Genomic DNA, 17,551 nt, shown 5'->3' on the forward strand with positions numbered 1-17,551 from the left:
ATTTTTTAAAATGGCTACTACAATCAACTATATAAGGCGATATATTCGCTATTCACTATGGAAAATAAATTTAATGTTTGTACTAAATAAACTATCGATTCGATTCAAAATTCTCATGATTCCAATTGTAGGCACGATAGGTTTTTTAATTTATTTAATCACCAGTATGACGGCGATGTCGCAAATTGTGAACCAACTTGAGCGTGCATACGCGATTGAATATAAATATTTAGAGTCTTCTAAGTATGCTTTAAACCACCTGGATAAAATAAAAGAAACATTAGGCAATGCCGTTACCATGGGCGAGCAAGAAATGCTGGAAACCGCCAACGGCTATGCTGATGACTTTCGACAAAACGTTAAACAAACGGCTAGCCTTGATCCAGCTCATTCATCAACCATCAAACAACTGGTTAGCGATTTCGAAGATTATTACCAACAAGCATTTACCTTATCAAGTGAAATGGTTGATGGCAGTATGGACTTTGAAACGTTAGGCGCACGATCATCAGCAATGGCAGATAAATTAAATACTTTACAAACCGAATTACAGCAATTCAAAAGTACGAAAAATAAAGCATTTAATGACGCCTTTGAATCAGTCAATAGCAAAGTTTCTTCTACTGTCACTATCGGTATTACCATTGGAGTGATCACTATACTTGTATTGTTTAGCGTTGCCATTCCAATTATTTCCTCTATCAGTAACAGCTTGAAAAATGTGATCGCTTCACTAAAAAATATTGCTCAAGACAATGGTGATTTGACCGTTCGCCTACAAACAAATAGTCAAGATGAAATTGGCGATTTGGTTTTTTGGTTTAATAATTTTATTGAAAAATTACAGGGAGTAATAAAACGCGTGGTAGATACTGCGGTTCCACTTGCAAATACCGCGAATAATATTCAGCGACTATCTAATGAAACCATTAATTCTTTTAATCGACAAAACGACAGTATTTCAGCATCAAAATCATCCGTAGAAGAAATGAGTCATAGTGTTAATACCATCACATCAAACGCTGCTGATGCTGTAACATCTGCACAAAATGCCAACTCGGAAGCAGAAAATGGCAAAAATGTTGTCGATCAAACAGTGATAGAAATAAGGCAATTGTCTGACGTGATAAAAGAATCTTCTGAAATTATTAATCAACTCAATGAAGATACCAATAAAGTCAATGTAGTGCTTGACGTAATTAAAGGCATCGCTGAACAAACTAATCTTTTAGCGCTAAACGCCGCTATTGAAGCGGCACGAGCTGGAGAGCAAGGCCGAGGCTTTGCTGTTGTTGCTGATGAAGTGAGAGGGTTAGCTTCACGTACGCAAGAATCGACTGAACAAATTAATCAAATGATAGAACAATTACAAAGCGCAGCACGCAATGCGGTGAATACCATGGAAACATCAATTACAGGAGTTGAAAGTAGTGTCACCAGTGCCAATCAAGCAGGCAATAGTCTTTTAGAAATTACAGAAGCAATAAATATTATTTCACAAATGAATGATCAAATTGCCAACTCAACACAACAACAAACCTCTATTTCAACCATTATGGTGGAGCACGTTGATGATATTCAACAATGTGCGCAAGATGCCTCTAATGCAACCACTGAAATAGCTTCCGTCAGTGATGAGTTAACCAACCTTGCGTCAAAACTTGAAGAAATAGCACTACAATTTAAAGTGTAGTGCGCAATACCATAGGAAATCATTATGAAAAAAACATTCATATGTTTGGCTACGTTAAGTGCCTTAACTTCGTCAGCAGCACATGCAGATATTACCTTTAATGGGTTTGCTTCTGTTGTAGGCGGCATGACTACATCGAGTAAAGATCAACTTTATAACTTTGATGATAACCTTGATTTTAAACAAGGCTCATTATTTGCTTTACAAGCATCAAGTGATTTAGACAACGGCTTAGGTGTAACACTTCAATTAACAGCAAAAGGCGCTGATGATTGGGATCCAGAATTTAAATGGGCTTATGTGAGTTATGATGCTTCAGACGAGTTTCGGATTCTTGCGGGTAGACAACGCGCACCCTTTTACATGTATTCTGATTATTTAGATGTATCATATGCTTACCCGTGGATTTCTCCTCCGAAAGGTGTGTACGATTTAATTTTTGATACTTTCGATGGGCTTGGTGGTATTTACACAACATCTTTTGGTAACGTAGACGCTACATTTCATGGCATCTATGGCAGAAATACCGATGACATTGAAGCATTTGGTCAGCAGGTCAAACCAGATATTACCGGGCTTACAGGCCTGTCATCTACTTTCGTATACGATTGGTTAACCCTTAGAGCCAGTTATTTTGTTGCAGACGTGTCTATACCCTTAACAGACTTACAAACTTTATCCGCAGGATGGCAACAAGCAGGGTTTAATGACATTGCACAACAAACTAATATTGCGGAAGATGATGCTTCATTTTTGGAGTTCGGCTTTCAAATGCACTTTGATAATATTCAAATTGTTGGCGAATATACCAACTTAGACATTGACAACTCACCGCTTGTAGAAGAAGAGTCATATTATGTAATGACGGGATACCAGTTTGATCGTGTTTTATTACACTTAACCTACGGTAAAGATGACAACGCAATGCCCAACTACACTTCAGGGGTACCTTATGGTATTGCCCCTACGCTTGATTTTCTCAAAGGGACTACAGAAGAAATAATAACCAATCAAATATCAAAAGAAAATTATTTAACGTTTGGCGTACGTTATGACTTCCATGATTCTGCCGCCGTAAAATTTGAATATACCGATTTTGAAAATGAAACTGATAGTAGTTATGATGCAGGATTATTCCGTATGGCATTAGTAACGGTTTTTTAAGGAGACAACAATGAAATTATTAAAAACAAGTATAGTTGTTTATTTATCAATCTTAAGTTTTTCCTCCTTGGGCGATGTTGCTGTCATTGTAAATCCGAATAACACGAGTGAGATCAGCGAGAACGATATCAGTCGAATATTTTTAGGGAAAAATAAATCCTACGCCAATGGTAATTCTGTTGAGCCTGTTAACACCAAATATGGTAATGGTGTTCGTAAAGAGTTTGAAGATAAGCTTATTGGTAAAAATAAATCGCAAATGAAGGCCTATTGGTCGAAACTCATCTTTACAGGCAAAGGAAAACCACCTAAAGAGTTATCATCAGATGATGAAATAATCGCATTTGTAGCTGCAAACCCTAATGCTATCGGTTATATCTCAAGTGAAAAAGTAAACGACTCGGTTAAAGTGGTAAAATAAATAGCCATTCACGTACATTTGAACAAAATAAAACAGCATGCCGTTCTCATTAGTGAACGGCATTTTAGTTTTCACTTTATCAGTATGATTAACAGTAAAGCAACTAAATGGTAATGCCAAAACTTATCATTAAACAATTTAGTCTCTAATCCTTCTTACAATAATTGATAGACCAACTCCAACTTCTCACTTTTGTTAACACCTCTTTCCTCACTGACTATAATCAAAAGCTAATAACACATATAAATAAAAAAAATGATTTTAAGCTAAGACTTACCACCTATAATGTATAGCCACATTGTATTACCAATAATAAAAACAACCAAAAAACACCCCTTGTTATTGGTTACTATTTAAACTATAAAATATAACCAGAGGATTTAAAACAAAACACCTCTTTGGTAATACCAAAAAAATTATAAATATAAAGAATTTGTGGGAGACAATGATGAAACTTAACGGTATAAGTGCGGTAATACGCCAGAAACGCAACTTACCTCTTTATGGTGCGGCTTTAGCTGCAATGCTAACAGTACCAGTTCAAGCGGAAGAAAGTGAACAGCAATCTAAAGCGGATCAAGTCGAAGTAATTGAAGTAACAGGTATTAGAAGTTCATTAGCAAGTGCATTAGCACAAAAACGTTCAGCTGACAGTTTAGTAGAAATAATTGAAGCTGAAGATATTGGTAAGTTACCTGATCAAAACTTAGCTGAAGTGCTTGAGAATGTTACCGGTATTCAAATTACACGTTCGGCTGGTGTTGGTACGGGTGTGCAGATACGCGGTACTAATGCAAACCGCACGGAAATTAATGGCGTTTCTACCGTTGGTTCTGGTGCAGGTCGAAGCGGCATTAACTTTGAAGATGTTTCTGCTTCAATTATTGCAGGTGTTGAGATTATTAAAGCGCCAGAAGCAAAAACCGTTGAAGGTTCAGTTGGTGGAACAATAAACTTAAGAACAATTCGTCCACTTCAACTTGATGAAACATTAGCGGCATTTAGAATTCAAGGTGAAGAAAGCAGCCTTTCAACTGACGGTGTAAAACCAAGGCTTTCTGGCACTTTTGGCGACAACTGGGATACTGACAACGGCAAAGTAGGGCTCGTTATCAGTGCAAGTTATGCAGAGCAAGATGTCTCAGCATTTCGCCCTCGTGCCGATCGTGACAATATTATCGCTGCTGACAGCGGAGCAGCTAGTGCTCAAGATTTTGATTTTTTACCCATTCAGTTTTTAAACCAAGATCAAGACAATTATGAATATGAAACACTCAACCTAGTGGGTACCTTAGAATGGGCACCAACTGCAAACACTCGGTTTTGGTTTGATGCCGTTATTAACGATCAAGACAGAAAAGAAGAAAGTACCAGAGTACAAGCTTCAGGTGTTAGTAGTCTAAATAACATCTCAATACCAAGTGATTTTGAGATGGTTAATTTTGGTACCCTTGATGGCGTTGATTTAGGCAGTATTCAAGCCGCAGTAAAAGGCATCATACCTGTAGACTTAGCAGATGACGATGATGATCCGAATTTACGTTTTTCAGGTGATACGAATTCACGTGTTACCAAAAGTGAAATCTTCAGTATTGGTGGCGAATGGCAAGGTGAAAGCTTATTTGCGAAAGTTGAGCTTTCAACATCACGTTCAGATTCAACCAACCCACGGATCAATACTACATTAAACTTTATCAATCCAAATGCGCCATTAGATGCCGGTGGTTCAAATGATAACAGCGTTCCTTTTGCATATGATTTAACGGGTGGTTCATTGGCTTTCGGCATTGCTTACGGCGCTGATCATGCACCAACCGTTGCTGATATGCTTAATCCAGAAAATGTGGTGCTTCGTGACGTACAAATTGCGAATGATCAAACTGAAAATACAGAAGATGCATTGCGTGCTGACTTTACTTATGACCTATATTGGAACGCTATCTCATCGATAGATTTTGGTATTCGTTACAGCAAAGCAAGCAGTATGACAGATCAAGTTCGGTCAAATCTTGGCCTGCGCTCAATGGATGACAGCCCGAGAGGATCTCTATTTGCTGACATTTTAACAGCAGGACCAAGTAACTTTGGTGATGCTGATGGTCGCGATTTATTTGTTAAAGACTATTTAATTGTAGATCCTGAGTTAGTGGCCTCTGATCCTGATTATGTCTTTGAAACATTAGCTTCAGCTATTCAAGCACATGGCGGTTCAAATCCATTAAACGAACCAACCTCAGGTGTTAGTGCATTTTTTGATATTGAAGAAACCACTAGTGCTCTTTACGCTCAGTTAAATTTTGAAACTGACTACATTCGCGGTAACTTTGGTCTTCGTTATATTGAAACCGATATAGAATCTTTAGGTAATTCAATTACTGAAGATGCAAATGGCAATAGTGTTGTTACGCAAGAAACCAAGAAAGGTAACTATGACTTCTTGCTACCACGGGTAAACTTAGTAGCAGATCTCACCGAAGATGTTATGATGCGCGCCTCATGGGGTAAAGACATTCGTCGTCCTAACTTTAATGACCTATCAACATCCGTAACCTATAGCACTAGTCCAAATCCAGCTGTTTCGGTCGGTAATCCAGGGTTAGAGCCAGAAGAAGTCACTTCTTTTGATCTCTCAGCAGATTGGTATTTTGCTGAATCTAGTGTGATTAGTATTGGTTATTTCCATAAAACCCGTAAAGACTTACATGTTGGTCAACAAGAAGATCCTTTTGAAGATCCAAATACCGGCTATCGCGACACAACAGGTCCAGATTGTGAACAAGGCGGTACTTGGAACCCAATTGCTGACGTTAATGTATTTGGCCCTAGTGGTGGTGTAGGGGTTTGTGTACCTTGGTCAACAACCATTAATGATACTGCTGAAACAACACAAGAAGGTATTGAAATGGCCATTCAATATGACCTTTCAAGCTTTGAAGAAGAACTTGGTTGGGCATCTGGTTTTGGCTTCCTTGCTAACTATACCATTCAAAAATTCTCTGGTGGTGAATCTGTAGATAGCGCTACAAGTAGAGCAAATGCAGTATTTGCAGCAACGACAGGTATCAGTGATATTGAGGTGTCAGCAAAACAATCGCTAATCGATTTATCTGAAAACGCATACAACTTCACTTTGTATTACGAAAAATATGACCTTTCTGCCAGAATGCGTTACACATGGCGTGAAGCATATCGTTCTACAGATTTCGGTAGTACAAGTAGCTTCCCATGGGGTTTTCCTGTAGTACAAGAAGACAGAGGACAACTTAATGCAAGCATAAACTACAATGTTAATGAGCAATTAAATATTGGCATTGAAGCTGTAAACCTTACTAAATCTGACATTAAGCAATCATGTGTCAGTGAAGGCGCACTATTATGCTACCAAGGTTTAACAGACCGCCGTATTACTTTCGGTGCAAGTTATAAATTCTAAATAAAACGAACGTAAAGGCCTTCAACAAGAAGGCCTTTTTTATAGCAGTGCTCAAGTTATTAACCTCATTTATTTTTTACTTCACTAGAGCGTGTTGATCTTTGTTGTTTGAGTTTTGTTCAAAGTAAACGCCTTCTGATCGCGGTACTTGGATTCTTGCATAGTCATTCTATGGTTAATTCAAGTAACAAAGAGCAGGAGGCGTTTAGTTGAACCCTTCGGGCAGCACCTATTTGGCATTTCTACTATGTTATCGCTTGATTTGAGTAGAATAACTACACGGCACAAGCTCTTCCTTGTATAAATACCAAACAAATTGCTGCAAAAACAAACATGAAAGATCAACACGCTCTAATTAAGGAAATATTTATGTCTGATGGTCGCAAGGTAGTCGTCATTACTGGCGGCGGTAGAGATATTGGTAAAGCCTGTGCAATTGATTTTGCCAAACAAGGGGCAAAAATTCTATTTACCTATCATTCAAGTAAAGACAGTGCTATGCAAGTTGTTGATGAAATCACTCAGCTAGGTAGTGAAGCCATCGCGATAAAAGCGGATTTAACACAACCTGACGCAGTCAACCTCGTTGTTCAGCAGGCTGTTGACACTTATGGTCGTATTGATACATTAGTGCACGTATCAGGCGGACTAATAGATCGCGTAAAACTCAGTGAAATGTCCCTTGAACACTGGAATAACGTTATGTCAGTGAATTTGACCTCATTATTTATGATGTCGAAGGCATGTATCCCACATATGCCTGCTGGTAGCTCTATTATCACCTTTGCCTCTCAAGCAGGCCGAGACGGTGGTGGACCTGGTGCTGTAGCCTATGCAACATCAAAAGGTGCTGTGATGTCATTTACCCGAGGTTTAGCGAAAGAATTAGGGCCAGATATTAGAGTTAATTGTGTCTGCCCAGGCATGATAAGTACTGGGTTTCATGATACGTTTACTAAAGACGATGTACGTGAAAATGTCGCCAACGCTACCGCCATTAAACGAGAAGGACAGGCAGATGAAGTGGCTAAATTGGTAACGTTCCTTTCAAGCCAAAACGCTAGTTACATGACTGGAAACTGTGTTGATATTAATGGTGGAATTTTATTCTCATAGCATTTGTTAGAATGGTAGCAAAAAAGCTGGTGTTTTTATCAAATTAACGCATGTTGGTTGGATTTGATAAATTAACACCTTTTACCATAAAAATATCATCGAATGCCAGCCCACCATTTCCATAAGGTTGTTCAAGTGGGCCAGTATTACAATTAGCCAAAAAGCTAATTAACGGTTGCTCTCGTTGCATACGAAAGTCAGCTTTTTCATACACCAAGGTTTGTTTGACAAACTCACCACCTTGCACATAAACACGATATGTTTGTCCACCGTGTATTTTTAAAGCATTATTGACCACATACCAAATTTGATACCATTGTTTCGCTACTAACGGCTTAGCGTCACGTTGTTGGCTATAATATTGAATATTATCGTATTGGCGGTATTTATCATTACTGGATATCTTAACCATTAATGCGCCAGTATTTTTATAACCATTAGATTCTGCTTTATCAGTAACTCTTAATGTTGGCTCAAAGGCATTATATCCGGCTTTTACAATTTCTTCTGACGTTAAGTTACTTAATCCAAAAGCATGATTATTTGGAAAACGTTCAACCTGTATGCGAGTATAAAACGTGAAGGTTTCGCCCACATTAACAGGTACCGGTAACGCTTTAAACGTTAACGCCTTTCGATTACCAATAACACCATCTTTTGCTGGTTTTTTAATTAAGTAATGATTATCTTTTTCACGTCGGATTTCAGTTATTTGTGGGTTTTCTATAAACGGTTTTGCATTATTTTGTGTATCAACTTTATACCAATTAATGAGACCTTGTTCAAAATCATCAACTAACAACCACGTACTGTGCTGCGACGTTGCACAGGCACTTAAAGTACTAAAACAGCAGACAATGGCAAACTTTCTCATTGCAAGCACCTAAATCGATATTGAGCACCCGTCAATTGAATTATCATATACAGGCACTCATAATTGACCTTAAATCACACGCTAAATATTTCTATTGATACAATTAAGATCAGAAAACGTTTGCTCTAGTCGATCTACCATGCTTAATTCAGCTTGGCGTAGCCAAACACGAGGGTCATAATATTTTTTATTGGGTTTGTCTTGACCTTCAGGGTTCCCTATTTGAGACGTTAAGTAATCACGATGCGTTGCATAGTAATTTTTTACCCCTGCCCAAGTCGCCCATTGCGTATCTGTATCAATATTCATTTTCACGACACCGTAGCTTATTGATTCACGAATATCTTTTAGCTCTGAACCAGAGCCACCATGAAAAACAAAATCTAACGGCTTAGTAGATAAATTAAATTTTTCAGCCACATACGCTTGTGAATTTTTTAAAATAACCGGCGTTAATTGCACGTTACCCGGTTTGTACACACCATGCACATTGCCAAATGAAGCTGCAATGGTAAATTGCTCACTGACTTGGCTTAATTTATCAAAAGCATAAGCAACATCTTCTGGTTGGGTGTAAAGCGCAGAATTATCAAGGTGGCTATTATCTACGCCATCTTCTTCACCACCTGTACAGCCTAACTCGATTTCTAAGGTCATGCCCAACGTTTTCATACGAACCAAATATTCGGCGCACACAGCAATATTATCTTCTAAAAGTTCCGCAGATAAATCAATCATGTGTGAGCTAAACAGCGGCTTTCCTGTTTGTGCATAAAACGACACAGAGGCGTCAAGTAACCCGTCTATCCAAGGTAATAAATTACGCGCTGCATGATCAGTATGTAGCATGACGGCTACGCCATAGAACTCGGCCATTTGATGAACATATTTAGCTGCAGCTATCGCACCTTGAATGGCTGCTTGGTGCCCTTCTAACTTGATACCTTTACCAACAAAAAAGCCTGCACCACCATGAGATAATTGAATAATAATCGGTGATTGAGCTTTGGCAGCAGCTTCTAAGCACGCATTGATAGATGATGTACTTACTACATTTACTGCCGGTAAAGCATATTGTTCTGCTTTTGCCTGAGCAAATACTTGTTGAACTTGCGATCCGGTGATCACGCCAGGAGCAATTTTCATTGTCATGAGTTATTTATTTCCTTCACTGCACGCATCTGTTATGGCTTGCCAATTCCCTTGTTCAACCCAGTCTTTCTTCGCAACCCAAGTACCACCAACAGCAAACACATTGTTAAGTGACAAGTAGTCAGGTTTATTGTCGAGAGTTACCCCCCCTGTTGGGCAAAAACTAATATCAGGAAACACCGATGAGATTGCAGACAAAAATTTAGCGCCACCTGATAATTCAGCTGGAAAAAGCTTCATTTCGGTGTAGCCGAACTCACGTGCCAGTAAAATTTCACCGGTATTCGACACGCCAGGTAAAACCGGCAAGTTACAATCAGCTAAATCATTTAATAATCGATCTGAAACAGCTGGCGTGATAATAAAATCTGAACCTGCCGCAATCGCTTTTTCCAAAATATCTTTATTCGTTACTGTACCAGCTCCAACAATCAACTCTGGCAATGCTGATTTAATGGCACTTAACGCTGCTAAAGATGCTTCCGTTCTTAATACAACTTCTACCAATGTTAAGCCTGCTTCAGACATAGCTTTAGCTATACTCACGCCTTCTTCTGGCGTTGATGCTTGAATAATGGGTAATAATGTTTGTGTTCCCATCAAAGATGAAAAGGATGTCATGGTAATAAACCTATAAAAATGAATTAAAGCGTGATGAGAAAGCTGATGATTCAACAATCGCACCAGGGTGTTGAATGACAAAACCAGCCACCTGGTTGGCTAATTCAACAGATTTCGTAATAGAGTGTCCTGCCATACGAGCACCAAGGTAACCACCATTGAAAGAGTCGCCTGCTGATGTAGTATCCACCACTTGCTTAACCGGCGTAACATCAACAATATTTTGGCCTGTAGATGACAAGCAATACACATTCTTTTCACCATTTTTGACCACTAACTCTTGATAATGATATTGCTCAAAAAAACTGATCACACCGTGAATATCGTTAATGTCAAATATTGCTGCAAAGTCATCAACGCCAGGTAATAAAATATCCGAGGCCTCAAAAGCGAGTAAAAATTGGGCTTGTGCCTCTGCTTTCGTCGCCCACAACTTGGGGCGATAATTTAAGTCAAAGGCAATTTTTACACCTGCCGCTTTAAGTTCAGCAATACATTGCCAAAACTTATCGCGACTCTCAGGGCGAACGACACCTAATGAAATACCACTAAAAAAGAAGATGTCCCCTTTGCTTAGTTGTTTCGTTATGTCTTCATTGATGAAGTCCATCACAGTTCTAGCTGCCGAATTGTCCCGCCAATAGGTGAAGCTACGTTCACCGTATTGATCAAGTTGAATCGCGTATAAACCAGGAATCTTTGTTTCAGAGCGAAAGACATAATCAGTACTTAGGTATTCATCTTGAAAGTACTTCACCATGTTTTCACTAAAATGGTCTTGGCCAACGGCAGTCACTAAGTTGACATTAGTGTTAGGAAACAATCTTTTTAAATACACTGCGGTATTAAAAACATCTCCGGCGAACGACTGCTTCATGGTCATTGATGAGGTATGCATCAACTCAATCATACATTCGCCGAATAAAAAAATGTTTTTCATTGGTTATGCCTTGGTTATTTTTTTCAATGGTTCGACTTTAGGGATCAGGATCCAAATGGCTGCCATTGCAATAACAGCTAACGAAGCTCCAATGACAAAAGCTGGTGTATAATTACCGTCTGCAGTTAAATAAGGAACAAGAGAGGTTAAACCAACAGCACCTAATTTCGCCGCCATTCCAGAAAAACCCGCTAAAGTCCCAACAGCCTTTTTCCCTAATAAATCACTCGGTAGCGTTTGTACATTACCAATGGCAGTTTGAAAGCCAAAGAGAATCACTGCCATTATAAGTACCGCTGTTACCGGTTCACCCGGATCCGCCATTGCTAACAACGAAGGCAACATAATTAAGCAACCTAAAGTGATGGTTAATTTACGCGTTTTGTCTGTGTTCCAACCCGCTTTTAATCTGTTTTGCGCTAATAGGCCACCAAACCAAGCACCAAACATTGCGCCTACATAAGGCACCCAACCATAAATACCAATCGATTTAACATCCATGGCATAAACTTCGTTCAAGTAAATAGGGATCCAAAAAACGAATAACCACCAAATAGGGTCAATCGCAGCAGACGCAATAATAACGCCCCAACTTTGTTTTCTTGAAAGTAGCTCCCCCGTTGACGGGTTGTACTCTTCTTCCTCTTCGCTTCCTTCGCTTATGTCGGAACGACGTTGACCCGTTAAAATATATGCTTTTTCTTCTTCCGAAATCCAAGGATGAGAACCCGGTGGCGATTTCACAAGTACTAACCAAGGTACTAACCATAACAGGCCTACAGCACCAACAATAACAAACACCATTTGCCAACTAAAATATACCGTTAAAAAGGCAATCAATGGAATTGCAATAATACCGCCAATAGCAGCACCAGAATTAAAAATTCCTTGCGCTAAAGCACGTTCTTTCGTTGGAAACCATTCAGCATTACCTTTGGTAGCACCGGGCCAATTACCAGCCTCTGCCACACCTAAGATGGCTCGAAAAATACTAAAAGACAGCACACCTTGAGCAAATGCATGAGCAATTGTCGCTAATGACCAAACACCTATCGATAATACAAAACCGATACGCGTACCAATCCAATCAAATATTTTGCCGAATATTGCTTGACCAAAGGCATAAGCAAACACAAAGACAATAGAAATATTCGCGTATATTTGCTTGCGTTCCAACGATGATTTTTCTGGAAAAAGATCTTCCACGATGTCTGGCCATAAAACACTTAGTGCCTGACGATCAATGTAATTAATGATAGTTGCAAGCGCGATTAACGCGATTACCCACCAGCGTAATCCTTTAATTTTCATTATAAATCCTCCACAAAATCTTCACGCGCAGGGCTAAACGTGTCGATTAAAATACCACCTGTAGGACAAGTAGCGCCGTGATCAGCATGAGGAGGGATATAACAACTGTCGCCCGCCTTTAAAACTTTCGTTACACCCGCAATATTAAAATGAAATTCACCTTCTACAACATAGGTAACTTGAGAATGACGGTGAGCATGATTATAGCCAATCGCCCCTTTTTCAAACCAAATTTTAACAGCCATTAACTCGTGGTTATAGCCAAGCATTTGACGTTTTAATCCACCACCGATATCTTCAATTTCGGTTTCGTTGCCAAATGAAAAGTGGGCACTTTCGCTCATAATAATTCCTGCCTTACTGCTGCTTTGTAATGTTAAGAAGTGTAAATCGACCATCAAGTTGATAATCGTTATTGTTATATGTAAATTCTGTTTTATCTGTACCAACTTCATTTACCGCTAATAAATACTGTTTTGAGTTAGCAAGTGTTATTTCTAGCAACGAGATATTATTTTCGTGGTGGAAATCTAGTGCGGTAACTTTCGACTGTGCTTCTAAAGTAAACTCTTTCGAAGGGTTATATTCGCCATGCGGCTCTAAAACACTGACAAATGTATGTTGTTTACTCGCTTTTTTTCGATAAATAAACGCGGCTTCATTTCTTAGGTTAAACAGCGGGTCATTTGCGCCGGTACGCGTAAATAATGTTTCAGTATCACCATCAACAATCGCTGATTGCGTATAAAATCGGCCATTATCATTAAGCCAAGTTACCTTTGCAATTCCTTCATTGGCAACGCCTGTTGCTGTTAACCACAAGTGCTGATAACCATTTGCATTACCTAAAGCTGATAATTGTTCAGTATAGGCATTACGCTCAAAATTCGTATCGATTAATTGGCCTTGGTAGTGAACGGGTAAGTCGTATTGATGCGCTTTATCGCTAGCAACATGGAACACATCAACTGCTAATGAAATATCGGTTTTTGGTAAAGTAATTAATGCCATCATGCGGGTTAATTCAACGCCTGAATATGCGGTGTTAATGTACGCTTTACTCAGAGTGCCATGGGTATTGGTTGCATAATAATCTACTATTGGATGATTGTTATTACCCACGCTAACATCGCCATCAAAGTGACTTTTCTCATCAACAACCAAGGTATTATGAGCAATGGTTTGTTTAGCGTAACTGTCATTTTCTGGTAAGTACTGACCACCATATTTTGCTTCTACATTTAAAAAACGTGCAGCACCGTAATCTGCAACAATTTCTTCGCCTTTGTCATAAAATAACCAAGCTAGCTTATCAAAATGACCATGACCTAACCCTTGTGCAGCTGGCTTAAATACCAACGCTTGATCGCCTTGAGTGTGTTGACGCATCACAACTAATGCACCTTGTTTACCATCGGCGCCATCACCAAACGCTTTAGAAGTAAACGCATAGGGAGTAGCTAAACCAGCATCTAAGGCTTTAGCAACCTGTAGACCATCACCCGTCAAAATGATTTGTTGTTGCTGGCTAGCTATATCAAGTAATCCACTATTCTTGGTAAGCCCGTAAGCAATGGTTACCGCTTGAACAAGCTCTATAGTGTCAATTCCTTTACTTTTTATCGCATCATTTAAAGGAAAGAATAAGCCGTTATAGCTCAAATCTATCGTGGTATTTATCGCTTTCAGTAAAACACCATCGCGATATTCAAATATTTTTCTTTCTGGTTCATTTGTTTCAATAGCTTTTGCAAATGTAACAAACGGCATTAAGGCATAGCGCTGATAATATGGCCCTTCATTGTAATACCCTTGAGGAGAGAAAAGCGCTTCCAATTGGTGCATAAAGCCGCCTTTTCCTGACTTATCTAAGCCATATAACGCTTGTTCGACCCATTCTTGTTCACCGATAACATAACCTGTCATACCAACAGCAGCCGTTAACCATGTGCCGTGATTATGAACTTTATTAAAGGTAGCAGGTGAATCGACAGATAAGAATTTAACAATAGGTCTTAGAATTCCAGTTTCAATTCTTGTTTGTTCTTGCTCAGTTAACTGACTGATTATCATATCGTAAGCTTGCGAGGTGTAGACCAACCAAACCGCTTCGTTCAAACTTTGCCAGAATAATTTACCTGGATTGTTTTTATCCTGACGACGTGCAGGATGTAACGGTAAATTGGGGTACATATCAGCATAAGCAAACAACATGTCACGCACATATTCAGCATATTGTTTCTGTTGGGTTAATTGAAAAACAACCCCCGCGTCATACATTAATTGATAATTTTTCTTATGGCGTTCATGTGTAAAACCACCACCAGAATCTTTCGGAGTAGGAACATTAATCGTTTTGCTAATTTGTAAATCTACCTTCGCTTTAGTTTTTGCGAAGGTATCTGAAAAGCTGTTATCCTCTTTTAATGCCATGCGCATCGCTTTCGTCTCTTGATATGACACCACTAAATTAGGATGTTTTTTTGCATGTGCAGTAGAAGTAAATATTAAGATAAAAACCGCTAAAAGCGCATTATTAAGTGTTGAGGTAAAAAACATTTTTCTTTTCCTACTTAACGATTTTATTATTTTGAAGTTCAGCGGTATGTTCCCCTGCAACGCGTAATTCAACAATGCTCGGTTTTTCATTTAAGGTATTATTAAGCAACATTGTTTTAGGCTCGCCAACAGTATGCTCTATGGTAATTGGCGCACTTTTTTGAAAAACATTTGTATCAATATTAGTTACCTGCACACCATGCAAAAACACGCTTGATGCTGTTTTATTACGTTTTCCAGCGCCCACTGAAGTCAACTCATTATTGGCTAAAGTAAAATGTGGGCCAAAGGTACTTTCATCTGTACCACCTCGGTATAGTTTCACCAACGCACCTTTCACATTGTTAAAGGTATTCTGCTTAATCGTGACATATTCAGCATTGTAGATCCCTAAGTCTTCATGCTCTTTGTCTAAACGTAAAACATCGCCAGTTATATTAGTAAAGGTATTGTTTCTTAATACAATTTCATCAGCAAAAGCACCTTTTCCTGACTCAAACACATGAAATGAGTGGTTAATATCTAACTGCTCGATGATTGAATTTTCTATCACTAAACGATAATTTTTTGTCATGCCCCACTTTTTACTGCGGATCATCACATTACCTGAAGAGTCAGGACTATTTTTACCACTAATTTTCACACCGTTTAGCGCTAAGCTACCACCATCTACAAGTTCAAATAATGTGCCACGCTCAAAGGTAATAATAGCTTTACCAGTTTTTTTTGCTTTGATAGTCAGCGTTTTATCAATAGTTGCTATTTTACGGGCATCATAAGTGCCTTGACCTAAAAGCAGAACATCACCGTCTTGAGCATTCTCTATCGCGTTATAAAGCGCATCTTCTGCAGGAGATATGTTAATTTCTTTACCACTATTAAATGCGGTAATACCTTGCGTTTTCGGATACCAGCTTGGCCCAGTTTGAGACTTGCTGATTGGCGTTAATGATTTATCTACCCCGATTGATAACCCTTGTGGATACAATAAACCATTTGCAGCACGTTCGAGGGTAATAGCTTGTTTTTCAATGCCGTAAGCGAGTGCTTCAACAGGCTTTTTATTGGCAATATTATTAGAAAATTTAATGCCAGATACGTCATCAAATAGAGTAAAAGGCTGCTGCTTTTCATTATAAATAAGGTTATTGTCAACATGAGAGTTAATGGGCACAGCAGAGCGTTCAGCATCACTGCCTGCGGCTAACTGGATATGATCAACATTGATAAAGCTGTTATTGCTGACCTTTGCATTTTCGACTTGGTGATAACGATTAATAGGAGAGTTTGGTACGCCATTCATAATGGTAAAGCCACTACCAAAACGATACCCTGTTAAACCTTCTAGATAATTATTACGGACAATTTGATCTTTATTGATCACACGTATGCCGCCAGTATGATCAACGCCATTACCGAAAAACACATTATTTTCAATAACGTTACCGTTACCATGGCGTAATGTTAAGGTTCCTCTAGATTCATAAAAAACATTACTTTTTAATAAGTTTTTACCTGATTTCACCGAGATAATTTCCACTTCACCATTACACTGATCAAAGTAGTTATTTTCGACAACGGTAAATGAATCTGCTAATGAATAATGACTCGTACCAATGCGTAATGTTTCACCACCATTTGAACCTAATATTTGACGAGGGCCAAAATAATTGTGATCAATTCTATGATGATTTTGTTGGCTGTCTTCACTATTCAAACGAACGGCTAACGTCACACCCTTATTGGTTTTACCTGCTAGATAGTTATGATCGAAACGGTTATATTGACCATATAAACCTACCCAATAATCTGACTCTTGTTTGTCAGGGTTGGAATAATCTTCAATGACCGTTTCAGTAACACGTGAATGAAAGGCAAGGTTTTCTTTGTTTCGGCGAAATGCGATCACTTCACTGCTTGGTGTGTACCCATTTTTAAACACTAAGCCAGAAACAACAAGATGCTCTCCAGCTAGGCGCAAATTAGATTGACCCGATAAAATCACTTTACCTTTGGTTTGTGCCATTAACGTGATTGGTTTATCTTTTGTGCCACTGCCGGTAAATAGAATTTCAAAGTCTTGCCAAGTACCGTTGGCTAGTCTGATCGTATCACCAGCAACAAGTTGTTTTACGGTTTTCTTAAATGCTTTAGGCGAATCAACTAAATATTCTTTGGCATTTACGCCCAAAGAGATCATAAAAGAGAGAAATATAACTGTAAGTGTTTTCATTTGTATACCGTAACCCTTTGTTATTATTGCTGGC

At 38.8% G+C, this 17,551-nt stretch carries 13 protein-coding genes; 5 read left to right on the forward strand and 8 right to left on the reverse strand.

Translation table 11 applies throughout. The annotated features are described in order from the left end of the window. Positions 1 to 115: 115 nt before the first annotated feature. The 5 genes from QUE72_RS12840 to QUE72_RS12860 all read left to right on the forward strand — a co-directional run bounded on the left by QUE72_RS12840 (position 116) and on the right by QUE72_RS12860 (position 7,827). Entirely contained in the window at positions 116 to 1,693 is a 1,578-nt protein-coding gene (locus QUE72_RS12840; RefSeq protein WP_286269406.1) for a methyl-accepting chemotaxis protein, read from the forward strand. A gap of 24 nt (positions 1,694 to 1,717) precedes the next feature. Beyond that, positions 1,718 to 2,857, forward strand: a complete 1,140-nt coding sequence (locus QUE72_RS12845) for a porin (protein WP_286269407.1) — start codon at positions 1,718 to 1,720, stop codon at positions 2,855 to 2,857. 10 nt (positions 2,858 to 2,867) lie between these two features. After that, positions 2,868 to 3,278 carry a type 2 periplasmic-binding domain-containing protein gene (locus QUE72_RS12850; RefSeq protein ID WP_286269408.1) on the forward strand — a complete coding sequence of 137 codons (411 nt, stop codon included), beginning with the start codon at positions 2,868 to 2,870 and terminating at the stop codon, positions 3,276 to 3,278. A 523-nt stretch (positions 3,279 to 3,801) separates the two neighbouring features. Continuing rightward, entirely contained in the window at positions 3,802 to 6,711 is a 2,910-nt protein-coding gene (locus QUE72_RS12855; RefSeq protein WP_286272983.1) for a TonB-dependent receptor, read from the forward strand. Between the two features lie 369 nt (positions 6,712 to 7,080). Then, on the forward strand, positions 7,081 to 7,827 hold the full coding sequence (locus QUE72_RS12860) for an SDR family NAD(P)-dependent oxidoreductase (protein ID WP_286269409.1): 747 nt from the start codon (positions 7,081 to 7,083) through the stop codon (positions 7,825 to 7,827). 43 nt (positions 7,828 to 7,870) lie between these two features. On the opposite strand, the gene QUE72_RS12865 is transcribed toward QUE72_RS12860, so the two are convergent. The 8 genes from QUE72_RS12865 to QUE72_RS12900 all read right to left on the reverse strand — a co-directional run bounded on the left by QUE72_RS12865 (position 7,871) and on the right by QUE72_RS12900 (position 17,517). Then, complete coding sequence (locus tag QUE72_RS12865; RefSeq protein WP_286269410.1) at positions 7,871 to 8,701, reverse strand: hypothetical protein; 831 nt, start codon at positions 8,699 to 8,701, stop codon at positions 7,871 to 7,873. A gap of 81 nt (positions 8,702 to 8,782) precedes the next feature. Then, positions 8,783 to 9,853 carry a class II fructose-bisphosphate aldolase gene (gene fbaA, locus QUE72_RS12870; protein ID WP_286269411.1) on the reverse strand — a complete coding sequence of 357 codons (1,071 nt, stop codon included), beginning with the start codon at positions 9,851 to 9,853 and terminating at the stop codon, positions 8,783 to 8,785. Between the two features lie 3 nt (positions 9,854 to 9,856). Further along, entirely contained in the window at positions 9,857 to 10,474 is a 618-nt protein-coding gene (eda, locus tag QUE72_RS12875; protein ID WP_286269412.1) for a bifunctional 4-hydroxy-2-oxoglutarate aldolase/2-dehydro-3-deoxy-phosphogluconate aldolase, read from the reverse strand. Positions 10,475 to 10,484: 10 nt separating this feature from the next. After that, positions 10,485 to 11,414 carry a sugar kinase gene (locus tag QUE72_RS12880; protein ID WP_286269413.1) on the reverse strand — a complete coding sequence of 310 codons (930 nt, stop codon included), beginning with the start codon at positions 11,412 to 11,414 and terminating at the stop codon, positions 10,485 to 10,487. 3 nt (positions 11,415 to 11,417) lie between these two features. Next, entirely contained in the window at positions 11,418 to 12,725 is a 1,308-nt protein-coding gene (locus tag QUE72_RS12885; protein ID WP_074495429.1) for an MFS transporter, read from the reverse strand. After that, complete coding sequence (locus QUE72_RS12890; protein ID WP_074495428.1) at positions 12,725 to 13,069, reverse strand: cupin domain-containing protein; 345 nt, start codon at positions 13,067 to 13,069, stop codon at positions 12,725 to 12,727. Before QUE72_RS12890 ends, QUE72_RS12885 begins: the two co-directional genes overlap by 1 nt. A gap of 13 nt (positions 13,070 to 13,082) precedes the next feature. Then, positions 13,083 to 15,284 carry a heparinase II/III domain-containing protein gene (locus tag QUE72_RS12895; protein WP_286269414.1) on the reverse strand — a complete coding sequence of 734 codons (2,202 nt, stop codon included), beginning with the start codon at positions 15,282 to 15,284 and terminating at the stop codon, positions 13,083 to 13,085. A gap of 10 nt (positions 15,285 to 15,294) precedes the next feature. After that, complete coding sequence (locus QUE72_RS12900; RefSeq protein WP_286269415.1) at positions 15,295 to 17,517, reverse strand: polysaccharide lyase 6 family protein; 2,223 nt, start codon at positions 17,515 to 17,517, stop codon at positions 15,295 to 15,297. Between the last annotated feature and the right edge of the window lie 34 nt (positions 17,518 to 17,551).

It is taken from the genome of Thalassotalea hakodatensis (assembly GCF_030295995.1).
Classification (GTDB): Bacteria; Pseudomonadota; Gammaproteobacteria; order Enterobacterales; family Alteromonadaceae; genus Thalassotalea_C; species Thalassotalea_C hakodatensis.